Source organism: Stappia sp. MMSF_3263 (genome assembly GCF_030733745.1).
Lineage (GTDB): Bacteria > Pseudomonadota > Alphaproteobacteria > Rhizobiales > Stappiaceae > Stappia.
On record NZ_JASHIK010000035.1, the window covers coordinates 15,541 to 27,433 of the forward strand.

An 11,893-nucleotide genomic window follows, 5' to 3' on the forward strand; every position below is an offset into this window, starting at 1 on the left:
GGAGCACCTCCCGTCAGAATGCCGTTCCCGGCTTCACGCCGATGCGCTTGAAAACCATCGCCGCCGGACAGAAGCCGGTGAAGGCCGCCTGCAGCATGTTGAGGCCGATGAACGCCGTGAACCAGACGAAGAGCGGCGAGACGGCAAGCGTCAATGCGAGAGAGAGCAGCGTCATTGCTCCGGCGAAGGCCAGCACGGCACGGTCGAGCGTCATCGGGATTCTCCTGTTCGGATCTTATATGTATAAATATTAGTATCTTCTAAAATTACGTCAATACGCAGCATCCCGGAGGCCTGCCGTCGAATTCACGGGGGTTTGCGCCCCTTGTTGCGCGCCGACTTGTGCACCCGGGGGCCAAAAACGCATTGGCCCGGCCGGCCGGCTGGGTTAAGGACGGCGGACACGGCGAATTCAGGGGACGCTATGACCGCGGCTGAACACGGCATTCTTCCAGCACAGGCCATTGCCGAGATGTTCGAGCGCGGCGGAATTTCCGCTCCGCGCCGGCCCGATGGCGACCAGATCCAGCCGGCCAGCCTCGACCTGCGCCTGGGGCCGCTCGCCTACCGGGTGCGGGCCAGCTTCCTGCCCGGGCCCGGCGCCAAGGTGATGGAGAAGCTCGACCGGCTGAAGCTGCATGCCTTCGACCTGACGCGCGGCGCGGTGCTGGAAACGGGCTGCGTCTATATCGTGCCGCTGCTCGAAGGGCTCAACCTTGCCGGCGACGTCTCCGCCACCACCAATCCGAAGAGCTCGACCGGCCGCCTCGATGTCTTCACCCGGGTGATCACCGATGACGGGCGCGCCTTCGACACGGTGCCGGCCGGCTATCGCGGCCCGCTCTATGCCGAGATCAGTCCGCGCACCTTCCCCGTGCTGGTGCGCGAGGGCTCGCGCCTGTCGCAGATCCGTTTCCGCAAGGGCCAGCCGACCGTGGGCGATGCCGAGCTTGCCGAGGTTCACCGGCAGCACGGGCTGGTGTCCGGCGGCGAGGCGACCATCGGCGTCGGCGTGCACCTGACCATCGACCTGAGGGGCGAGGGAGACGGCGCCCTGATCGGCTATCGCGGCAAGCGTCATACCGGCGTCATCGACATGGACGCGCGCGCTGCCCAGGATCCGCTCGACTTCTGGGAGCCGATCGTGCATCGCGGCCGCGGCGACCTGATCCTAGATCCGAACGAGTTCTACATCCTGGTGTCGCGCGAGGCGGTGCACGTGCCGCCGCTCTTCGCCGCCGAGATGGTGCCCTTCGACCCGCTGGTCGGCGAGTTCCGCGTTCACTATGCCGGCTTCTTCGATCCCGGCTTCGGCCATTCGGAGATCGGCGGCAGCGGCTCGCGCGCCGTGCTGGAAGTGCGCTCGCACGAGGTGCCCTTCATCGTCGAGCACGGCCAGACGGTCGGCCGGCTGGTCTACGAGCACATGCTGGCGCGGCCCGACACGCTCTATGGCGAGGGCATCGGCTCCAACTACCAGGGCCAGGGCCTGAAGCTCTCCAAGCATTTCCGGTAAGGCCCCGGCCGATGACGGCCGGGTGCAGGTTAGGGCCAACTCTCAACCGCCGTCCCACCCTCAGGCCGTCACCCCGGGCAAGGCGAAGCCGCGACCCGGGGCCCATTCGTTCCCAGAGCGGGCATGAGGGGATCGCGGAGGTCGCGTGCCGGTCCGCTAACACCAGCGGCCCCGTTCCGACCCCGCAACGACGAAGGGCTCCGCGCCGGCCGCGACCGCCAGCGCCGACAACATCCGCTGGGGGTGCCAATGGATCCCGGATCAAGTCCGGGATGACGGCCGAGTAGGAGGACAGGCCCCGCGCTCCACCTCCCCTTCCTGCCCCGCCCCCCGCTCCGCCGCTTGACAGTCACTCCGTTCATTTAGTATGGATGACTGACTAACTGGAGGGAGCATGACACCGACGGCGGCACTGGAGCGGCTTCACCGGATCGCGCACCGGCACTGGGCGGGGCAGGCGGCGACGGCCGGGCTGACCCATAGCGAGTTCGAGTACCTGCGCGCCATCAGGGAGCAGGAGCGGCGCAAGGTCGACCGCGACGATCACGGCCAGCACCTGCAGGACGTGGTCGCGGCGATGGGCGTCAGCAAGGCCTCGGCGAGCGCCATGGTCGTCAAGCTCGAGGAGCGCGGGCTGGTGCGCCGCGTCCCCTGCCTGATGGACGCCCGCGCCCAGCACATCCTGCTGACCGACGAGGGGGCGAGCCTGCTGCGCCGGGGCGAGGAGATCTATCGCGACGCGCTGCGGCACCTGTTCGACGGGCTGGAGGGCTACGACCGGGATGCCTTCCGCCGGGCGCTGCGGGATCTGGCCGACCTGCCCTGAGCCACCCGCCTGAGCCACCCGCCTGAGCGACCGGGCCCGAGCGACCGGGCCTGAGCAACTGGGCCAAAGCGACCGGACCACGGCTGCCGCAGGCAGTTGCCGCCACGCATTGGAAGAGAGGCCTCCTCCGGTGGCCTTTTCTTGACCCGCCTGCCCGTTCCGGTGACCGGCAAGAGGGACGCAGGGAGCCCGGAGGCAAGCAAGGAGCGCCGACGTTCTGTTCCCGGTCTCCTGAATCTTCCGGGTCTCCAGGGTCTCTTGGGTCTCTTGGGTCTCTTGGGTCTCTTGGGTCTCCGGGATCTCCCGGGTCTCCCGGGAGCCATGGGGCAGCAGAGCCCGATGTCCCTGTTGTTCAGTCAGTTTTACTGACTAACTTGTTATGAACAGACAAGAGACCCGCGCGAAAGCGTGTCCCGGCGGGAACGCCAAACAGGCCTCGCCCCCGGCAAGGTCCCGGGTTGAAAGGGAAGTCGAAGGAGAGGTTGAAGGAGGGAGCGAAGGTAAAACCGCAAGGAGCGATCGGGCTGCCCGCGCCCGCCTCCCGCTGGAGACAGGAGGCGCAAGCCCCGGGAGTGCGGTGACGTTCGTTTGCAAGGCTTACTACTGACGCAGCGGAAGAAACGATGAACGGGCAGGACGACCCGACGGCAAAGCGGAGGCGGTCAGGCGACCGGCCGGCTCCCGGCCATCGCCCACCCTTGGCGCCCCCCCGCCGGAGCGCCGCGCAGAGCGGGGGCCCATTCGTTTCCAGAGCGGGGCGGAGAGATCGGGGAGATCGCGTGCCTGCCCGGTCCGCAAGCGGCGACAACCACGTTCCCGCCCACTGACGGCAAAAGCACCATGCCCGACGGTGCCGGCCACAACCGCCGGGGTTGCCAATGGGTCCCGGTCAAGCCGGGGACGACGACGGAGAGGAAGGCCGGCACCGGAGCGCCACCAGCGGTGCGGTGGGACGACAGTCCTGGCACGACGCGTCGCCCGGCAGCCCTGCTCCGGGAAGCCGTGCCAGAACGGAAGGATGAAGCATGGAGTTCGTTTGCAAGACTGACTGACTGTCGCAGCGGAAGAAACGATGAACGGGCGGGACGACCCGACGGCAAAGCGGAGGCGGTCAGGCGACCGGCCGGCTCCCGGCCATAGCCCACCCTCGGCGGTCACCCCCGCCGGAGCGCAGCGCAGAGCGGGGGCCCATTCGTTTCCAGAGCAGGGCGGAGAGATCGGGGAGATCGCGGGTCTGCCCGGTCCGCAAGCGGCGACAACCGCGTCCCGCCCTCTGGCGGCAAAAGGCACCATGCCCGACGGTGCCGGCCACAACCGCCGGGGTTGCCAATGGGCCCCGGTCAAGCCGGGGACGACGACGGAGAGGAAGGCCGGCACCGGAGCGCCACCAGCGGTGCGGTGGGATGACAGTCCTGGCGCGACGCATCGCCCGGCAGCCCTGCTCCGCGAAGCCGCGCCAGAACGGAAGGATGAAGCATGAAGTTCGTTTGCCAGACTGACTGACTGTCGCCAAACCACCCGGCGCGAAACAGTGGCTCCGGCCGCTGGCCGCCGGACCGGGGAATGAACCGCCGGCTTGCAAATTCCGGCCCGAGAACACCGGTCCGAGAACACCGGTCCGAGAGTACCGGCCCGAAAACACCGGCCCGAAATACCGGCCCGAAATACCGGGGCGGGGCCGGGTGCTCCGGGCCACAAACCACGGCCGACGGCCCACGAACACCGGCTCGCAAGCACCGGCTGCCGATACGGCCCCGAGGCCGCCCCCAATCGGCCGCCACCGCCTCCCGGCGGCTGGCGGCAAACGACGCGCAGATACCCATCCCGGCCGGGCAGCCCTGCCCCGCCACAACCCGGCTTGCGCCCCGCATCAACCGGCCGCAAGCCTCCAGAAAGGACCAAGGAATGTCTTTTGAAGCTGCCCTGATCGGCGCCGCCATCCACCTGCTCTTCTGGGAGAAGCTCCCCGAATGGGGCACATGGTTCAACCGCTTCATCGCCGCCCTGCCCGCGCCGCTGCGCACGCTTTACGCCCAGTGGCGCTGCCCCTATTGCGCCGGCTTCTGGATCGCGCTCTGCCTGCACGGGGCGACCGGCCTGTCGACGCTCGCCGCGCTGGACGTCCTGCCCGCCTTCTGGGGAGAGCTGGCGACGCCGCTCGGCTGGTTCCTCGACGCGCTGGTCACCGCCGTGCTGATCCAGTTCATCGTGCTCGCCCTCGGCGCCATCCGCCTGCCGGCCATGCATGCGGCGATGCTGAAGAAGGAGTTCATGAAGGCCCGGGAGGGCTGACCGGCGAACCGGCCTGCAAGGCCGGGACGCCGATGCCTGCCGGCGCGCCTGTTTCGCATGCCGGCGGGCGTCAACGATGTTCGACGATCCGGTGCCGGCAAGACATTGGCCGTGCTAGGATTTCCGCGCGGACGATTCCGCGCGGAAATTCCCGGGGGGCGAGGAACAGGTGGCGACAGGCCGGACGGATACGGATCGGGCGGGCACGGACCGGACCGGCGGGGGCGTTGCCGCTCCCGCCCCCCGCCTGCAGGTGGCCGAACGCCGGCCAACCCGCTGGGCCCGGCCGCTGCGGCTCCATCTCAGCACCATCATCGTCGCGCTGCTGCTGGGCATCTCGCTGCCGCTGATCTGGCTCGCCCACGAGCAGGGCACGCGGCTTTCCACCCAGGCCGCCAGCCAGGAAATGCGCCTGCTGGCGCGCCGCGTCGCCACCCATTACGAGGCCGTCTTCAATGACGGGCTGGCGGTGGTCACCCTGGCCGCCGCCGCCGACACGCTGCTTGAGAACCCCTCGACCGACCTGGCAGGCGACATGGACGGCAAGGCGCGCTTCCTCGACCGGGCGCTGGCGACCTCCCCCCATATCGACGGGCTTTATGCGGGGCGCGCCGATGGCAGCTTCCTGCAAGGTGTCGGCGACAGGAGAGCCTGGCGCGAAACGCTCGACATGCCGCGGGGCACCGACCACGCGGTGCGCAGCATCCGTCCCGGCGCGGACGGCAAGCGCCGCGCGACCTGGCGGTTCCATGCCGCCGACGGCACGCTCCTTGCCCGCCGCGGCGGCGGCGAAACAGGCTACGACCCGCGCCGGCGGCCATGGTACCGGGCGGCCCTGGCGGCCGGGGGAGCCCCCGTCGCCGTCGGCCCCTACACGATGGCGACGACCGGCGAGCTGGGCCTGACCATCGCGGTTGCGGCGGCCGATGATCCCGGCACCGTCGTCGGCGCCGACGTGCTGCTGACGACCATCAGCGAACTGCTCTCGCGCGAGGCGGTCTCCCCCGGCGCCAAGGGCTATGTCTTCGACGACGACATGCGCCTCATCGTCCATTCCGACCCGGCCGTGATGGCAAGGTTGCTGCCGCAGCTGTCGGGCCGCTCGCGGCATGCGCGGGCGGATGTCGACGACCCGCTGCTGGCGACCGTGAGACCGCTCCTGGTCGCGCCCGGCGATGGCGGGCTCCACCGGATCAACATTGACGGCGCCCCGCATCTTGTCGCGCTGGAGCCCGTGGACGGCGTTGCCGGGCTTGCCGGGACCACCGTCGTCATCGCCGCGCCGCTGTCGGATTTCACCGCCGAGGCCGCGGCGCTGCTGAAGAAGGCGCTCGCCATCTCGGTGGCCCTGATCGCCGCCGGCATTTTCGCCTCGTTGCTGATCGCGCGGCTGGTCAGCCGCTCGCTCACCCGGCTCGCCGGCGATGCGGCGCGGATCGGCGAGCTCGATCTGGAGGCCGCCCCGCCGCTTGCGTCCTATGTGGAGGAGATCAACACGCTTTCCGGTGCCATGGCGACGGCGCGCGGCGCGATCCGCAGTTTCGCGCTCTACGTGCCGCGCGAGCTGGTGCGCAAGGTGATCGCCGCCGGCCGGCAGGATCCGGGCGCGGCGCTGCGCCAGCAGGTCACCGTCCTGTTCACCGACATTCGCGACTTCACCACCGTCTCCGAGCGCCATGCGCCGGAGGACGTGGTGGCGCTGCTGGCCACCTATTTCGAACGGCTGAACGGGGTCGTCGAGGCGCATGACGGGGTGATCGTCCAGTATCTGGGCGATTCCATCTATGCGATGTGGAACGCGCCGGAGGCCGATCCCGACCATGTCGACAAGGCCTGCCGATGCACGCTGGCGCTGGTTTCGGCCGTTGCCGCGCTCAACGCGGAGAACCGGGCGGCCGGCCTGCCGGAGCTTGTCACCCGCTTCGGCCTGCACACGGGCGTTGCCGTGGTCGGCAGCATGGGCGCGACGACGCGCCGCCAGTACACCGCCATCGGCGACACGGTGAACGTCGCCTCAAGGCTCGAGGGGCTGAACAAGGAATTCGGCACCACGGTGCTGGCCAGCGCCGCAATCCGGGACGCGGCGCGCGATCCCGCGCTCCGCTTCCGCCCGCTCGGGGCAGCGCAACTCAAGGGCCGCGCGGCGGAGATTGCCGTGTTCGAGCTGTCGGCCGTCTCCGACCGCTAGGCGCGGGCCCTAGTCCGTGCGGTCGATGCGGCCGCGCAGCTCGCGCAGTTCCTCGCGCAGCGCCCGCACCTCGGCCAGCACCAGGCCGGTCTCGTCGTGGATCGCCTGGCGGTCGGCCTCGGCGGTCTGGTCATGCTCCTGCTGCATCGCCGAGACGATGACACCGATAAACAAGTTGAGCACGGTGAAGGCGGTGCACAGGATGAAGGGCACGAACAGCAGCCAGGACAGCGGATAGACCTCCATCACCGGCCGCACGATGCCCATCGACCAGCTTTCCAGCGTCATGATCTGGAACAGCGTGTAGAGCGAGGCGCCGATCGTGCCGAACCATTCGGGGAAGGAAGCGCCGTAGAGCTTGGTCGTCATCACCGCGAAGACATAGAAGACCAGCGTCAGCAGCAAGACGATCGAGCCCATGCCGGGCAGCGCCGCGACGAGGCCGCCCACCACCCGGCGCAGCGAGGGCACCACCGAGATGAGGCGCAACACGCGCAGGATGCGCAGCGCGCGCAGCACCGAGAAGGCGCCGCTCGCCGGCATCAGGGCAACGCCGACGACGGCGAAGTCGAACAGGCTCCAGGGATCGCGGAAGAAGCGCGGGCCGTGCGCATAGATGCGCAAGGCGATCTCGACGGTGAAGACGGCCAGCACCGCCCGGTCGAGAAACACAAGGAAACCGCCGGCCGAGGCCATCGCCGCCGGGCTGGTCTCCAGGCCGAGGGTGACGGCATTGACGACGATCAGCGCGATGATCGCCGCTTCCCAGCGCCTGGATTGGACGAGGGCCTTGAGCCGTTCACGCATGTCTTCACTCTCCAGAACGCTTTCGTGCGGGGCGCGCGCACCTGCGGGGTCGCCGGACGGCACGAGAAGTGGTCATCGGCACCGCAAAATCAAGGAGAAAGCAATTTCGCGGGAGAGCCGTCAACAGCCGCCCGCGAGGCGCTTGACAGCTTGCCTGCCGCGCGCCGATATAGGCGGCTCAGGCGGGTATGATGTAATGGTAGCCTGTCAGCTTCCCAAGCTGAACGCGCGGGTTCGATTCCCGCTACCCGCTCCAGGTCATCCTCCCCCGGATATATTGGTTGGATCTCCGCCTGCGCGAGTGGCGCGGTGGGGTGGTGCGGGGTTGGTGTTGCCAGTTTGGAAAACGTGCCTGTAGGCTCAGACGGCCTATAGGCTGCGTCCTTGGTAGAGACCGCTGGGAATGAGAAATCTCGCTTCTGCCGATGACCCCGGAAGGGCTAAGAACTCTTGCCCGCCACCAAGGGCTGCAGTACTCTGCGAAATTATCGGCTAAAAAAATGAAGCTCAACTACTCACCATCGAAAAAATATTCGGTTCAGCCAAATTTAAAGACCAATGCGCTTGATCAAGGACGACGACCTCAAGGAGATTACGCCCACACCTGCAACATGCTCGGCATCGCCGGAGCATGTCACCAGCGGTGTGCCGGTCCCCAAGGTCATGCGCATCCGCACCTTCAGTCCCGACGATTGGGAAGATTTCATAGAAGAATGGTCCACGAGCCTGTCGGCTACGTACCTTAAAGTAAGGCGTTTTGGTGGATCGGGCGATCTCGGTGTCGATATTGCCGGTTTTACGTCAGAGTTTGGTTTCCAGGGCATCTGGGACAACTATCAGTGCAAGCGCTATGATCATCCCCTGCGTCCTAGCGATATCTGGGTCGAGATTGGGAAGGTCATCTACTACTCGTTCAAAGGGGGGTATCTTCCGCCAAGGCAGCATTTTTTCGTGGCTTCGCGTGGTATCGGCACGTCCCTCGAACAATTACTCAACAAGCCAGATAAGCTCAAATTTAAGGCACGTGAAAACTGGGAAAAGCACTGCGAAAAGGCGATCACTTCAACCGAAAAAATACCCCTTATCGGTGATTTCGAAGTTTACTTCGACGCTTTTGACTTCAGCATCTTTACGTCGAAATCTCATGTCGAGTTGATCGAAGATCATAGCACGACCGGCTATCACGCCGTTCGGTTCGGTGGAGGTCTGCCACCACGTCCGAACCCAGACAAGCCGCCCGCGACTCCTGCGCAAATGGAAAGCCGTTACATTAGGCAACTCCTTAACGCATATGGTGATCATTTGGGCGCACCTATGAGCGACCCGGTTGCACTTGACGCCCATGCTCCGATAAAGCGCGATTTCCTTCGACAACGAGAACGCTTCTACCATGCCGAATCCCTGCGCAATTTCGCACGAGACACCGTGCCGAAGGGAACGTTCGCGGCGCTACAAGATGAAGTTTGCCATGGGGTCATTGATATCTGTGAGGGGCATCACCTAAACGGGCTCGAAAGGATGCGCGCAACGATGACACAGGCAGCAGCGCTCTCGCTCACGGCAAACCCCCTCTCATCTGTGACCAAGAAGCAGGACTGCCAGGGGATCTGCCATCAGTTGGCCAACGAAGATCGATTAACGTGGGTCCCGGACGATGGATAGCGATCACAGCCCCTCACCATTCAATAGCACGCTGGAGACCGGTGTTCGGTCGCTGGCGATTCTGCATGCCGCTTATCCTGCCGCCTTCGATCTTCAGCGCTTGGTTGAGATGGACTACCTCGTCGTGCATTCAGGTGACGCAGGGGGGCCGGAAAGCCTGCACGCCCCATTGCCCCTGCGTGCTGGCGAGTTGCTGGTTCGCCACGGACTGATTGAAAAGGGGCTAATTTTGATGATGAGTCGTGGACTTGTGCGGCGGTTACTTGCGCAAGAAGGATTCAACTATGTAGCCGGCGAGGCTGCCGCCCCTTTTGTTGCCTCCTTGAACGACGAATATTCTTCAGATCTGAAAGAACGGGCTGCATGGGCCGTGCAGCGCTTCGCCGATATGCCTACTGAAGAGGTGCGTCGCTTCACACATCAGTTCTTCGCGCGCTGGTCTAGCCAGTTCCAGTCCATCCCCATGCTAGGAGATGGCGCATGAGCGATGCCTATCTCCAACTTCGAAACATCCGCTTCCACGGCCCAAAGGCCAAAGCGGAGCTGGAGTTCAAATCGGGCGTCAATGTTATTTGCGGCGCTTCCGACACCGGAAAATCTTTTCTGGCAGATTCGATCGACTTCATGTTGGGTGGTTCAGCACTGAAGGAGATCCCAGAACGAGAAAAGTATGATCAGATCAGCCTTCGCCTGGCGGCAATCGGAGGCGATGATTTCAAATTGCAACGCTCAATGTCCGGCGGCAATTTTCAACTTTTTGATCTGAGTGAAGGCGATGATTCCGCACCCAAAACACTCAAACAGAACCACGCGCACGACAGAGAAGATAACCTTTCGGGTTATCTCCTAGGTAAGATCGGCCTCCTTGGAAAGCGTATCCTCAAGAGTAAAGCCAAAGGAACAACACAGAGCCTGAGCTTCAGAAATCTTGCGCGGCTCGTTATCGTCCAAGAAGGCGAAATCCAGCGGACCGGCTCGCCCTTCTGGAGCGGCCAGTACACGACCCAAACCTCCGAGATAGCCACGGTCAAACTCCTTCTGACAGGTATCGACGACTCTTCGGTTGTGCCCGACGCCGATCAATCTCCCGACAATTCCCGCCAAATAGCACTCATCGATGAACTTCTCTCCGACCTACAGACGGAGATAGAAGATCTCGGCGAAGATAAGACAGATCTGGAAGAGCAACTTGAGCGACTAGAGCGATCAATTGAAAACAGACGCGAAGAACTTTCTATTTCGCAAAAGACGCTCGATACGCTTGTAAGCGAACGCCGGAATTTATTCGAAGGAAAGCAGGAAGTCTCGGACAGGCTCGATGAAATCAGCGATCTCTTTGCCCGCTTTGAGCTGCTTTCGGACCACTACGATGTTGATCTCAAGAGGCTGACAGCCATTCAAGAAAGCGGCTCGATGTTTGTCCACGTCGAGCAAGTGGCTTGCCCGCTTTGTGGCGCAGAGCCCGACGCGCAGCACCTTCAAGAGACATGCGATGGCGATGTTGAGGCCATCGTCGCGGCTGCAACAGCTGAAATCGGAAAGATTCAACGCCTTCAATCAGAACTTGACTCAACTATCTCGGATTTGAACGCAGAGTTTGAAGAACTCCAGGAGTCTTTGAACAACGTCGACGCTGAGTATGATGCGCTGAATAAAAAAATCCAGGAATCCGTTTGGCCAGATGTAACCGGAGTTCGAGCTTCTTTTTCGGCGCTCATAGAAGAGCGTTCAATTGTCCAAAAAGCTACTGACCTGTTTGTGAGGCACAACAATCTCACTGTCCGAAAGAACAGATTACTGGATGAAGAAGCTGGAAACGACCCAAAAAATACGGACGTGGTGACTGGAATACCCGAGTCGACCGCATATAGCTTCTCATCAAAGGTCTCCGAAATATTAAAGGCATGGCATTTTCCCGGAGAATGCCATGTTTATTACGATAAAAGCTCGTCCGATTTCGTCATCGACGGAAAGCCGAGATCAAGCCGGGGTAAAGGTCTTCGCGCGATCACACATGCCGCAGTGAACATTGCATTGCTCGAGTTCTGCCAGTCGCGCGGTCTATCGCATCCCGGGTTCGTTGTTCTCGACTCTCCGTTGCTTGCCTATTTCAAGCCTGAAGGTGATGAAGACCTAGCTCTGAAGGGTACAGACCTGAAAGAGCGCTTTTATGACTATCTCATAGAGCACCACGGTCAGGACAGCCAAGTCATCATCATCGAGAACCAGCATCCGCCCGCGCGCATTGAGGAGAAAGTGGTTCTGACTGTGTTTACGGGTAATCCCAACACCGGTCGATTCGGACTACTCTAAGTGGCGTATATCACCTGCATTTAACAAGGATGGCGGCTTCGGGCGCGCTCGGCCACCAGCGTTGGCGAAGGGTTTGCGACCTTCTGCCCGTGTGCCCTCGCTCCCGAATGCTGCCGGCGGCGTCTCGGCGTGCCGCCGTGCCGCGCGGTCGAAAGAGCGTGCACAGTGCAAGGACGGCGCAGCGCTCCACACCCGCCGTGACCGCCTCGCATCTCACGCCTGCCGAGGTTGCCAATGGATCCCCGGTCAAGCCGGGGATGACCTCCCGAGAAGGGGCAGTCCCCTTCCC

9 protein-coding genes and 1 tRNA gene are annotated in these 11,893 nt (G+C 63.9%); 8 read left to right on the top strand and 2 right to left on the bottom strand.

Going from position 1 to position 11,893, the window contains the following annotated elements:
* Positions 1 to 13: 13 nt before the first annotated feature.
* Complete coding sequence (locus tag RBB46_RS22315; protein ID WP_306031265.1) at positions 14 to 214, bottom strand: DUF2892 domain-containing protein; 201 nt, start codon at positions 212 to 214, stop codon at positions 14 to 16.
* Between the two features lie 210 nt (positions 215 to 424).
* Between RBB46_RS22315 and RBB46_RS22320 the strand changes: the two genes are divergently transcribed.
* From RBB46_RS22320 to RBB46_RS22335, 4 genes are all read left to right on the top strand, one after another.
* Positions 425 to 1,516: a 2'-deoxycytidine 5'-triphosphate deaminase gene (locus tag RBB46_RS22320; protein ID WP_306031267.1), complete on the top strand. Its 1,092-nt coding sequence runs from the start codon at positions 425 to 427 to the stop codon at positions 1,514 to 1,516.
* A 394-nt stretch (positions 1,517 to 1,910) separates the two neighbouring features.
* On the top strand, positions 1,911 to 2,342 hold the full coding sequence (locus RBB46_RS22325) for a MarR family winged helix-turn-helix transcriptional regulator (protein WP_306031268.1): 432 nt from the start codon (positions 1,911 to 1,913) through the stop codon (positions 2,340 to 2,342).
* Positions 2,343 to 4,247: 1,905 nt separating this feature from the next.
* Positions 4,248 to 4,634, top strand: a complete 387-nt coding sequence (locus RBB46_RS22330) for a hypothetical protein (protein WP_306031269.1) — start codon at positions 4,248 to 4,250, stop codon at positions 4,632 to 4,634.
* Between the two features lie 169 nt (positions 4,635 to 4,803).
* Positions 4,804 to 6,822, top strand: a complete 2,019-nt coding sequence (locus RBB46_RS22335; RefSeq protein ID WP_306031271.1) for an adenylate/guanylate cyclase domain-containing protein — start codon at positions 4,804 to 4,806, stop codon at positions 6,820 to 6,822.
* A 9-nt stretch (positions 6,823 to 6,831) separates the two neighbouring features.
* Here RBB46_RS22335 and RBB46_RS22340 read toward each other — a convergent pair whose 3' ends face one another.
* The gene (locus RBB46_RS22340) at positions 6,832 to 7,629 is read right to left on the bottom strand and encodes an ion transporter (protein WP_306031272.1); all 798 of its coding nucleotides are present in this window, start codon (positions 7,627 to 7,629) and stop codon (positions 6,832 to 6,834) included.
* A gap of 182 nt (positions 7,630 to 7,811) precedes the next feature.
* Here RBB46_RS22340 and RBB46_RS22345 point away from each other — a divergent pair.
* The 4 genes from RBB46_RS22345 to RBB46_RS22360 all read left to right on the top strand — a co-directional run bounded on the left by RBB46_RS22345 (position 7,812) and on the right by RBB46_RS22360 (position 11,604).
* Positions 7,812 to 7,885, top strand: a tRNA-Gly gene (locus RBB46_RS22345).
* Between the two features lie 308 nt (positions 7,886 to 8,193).
* Positions 8,194 to 9,291: an ABC-three component system protein gene (locus tag RBB46_RS22350; RefSeq protein ID WP_306031273.1), complete on the top strand. Its 1,098-nt coding sequence runs from the start codon at positions 8,194 to 8,196 to the stop codon at positions 9,289 to 9,291.
* Positions 9,284 to 9,775: an ABC-three component system middle component 2 gene (locus RBB46_RS22355; RefSeq protein WP_306031274.1), complete on the top strand. Its 492-nt coding sequence runs from the start codon at positions 9,284 to 9,286 to the stop codon at positions 9,773 to 9,775. The genes RBB46_RS22350 and RBB46_RS22355 overlap by 8 nt, the downstream gene beginning before the upstream one ends.
* Positions 9,772 to 11,604, top strand: a complete 1,833-nt coding sequence (locus tag RBB46_RS22360) for a hypothetical protein (protein WP_306031275.1) — start codon at positions 9,772 to 9,774, stop codon at positions 11,602 to 11,604. The genes RBB46_RS22355 and RBB46_RS22360 overlap by 4 nt, the downstream gene beginning before the upstream one ends.
* The last annotated feature ends 289 nt before the right edge of the window (positions 11,605 to 11,893 follow it).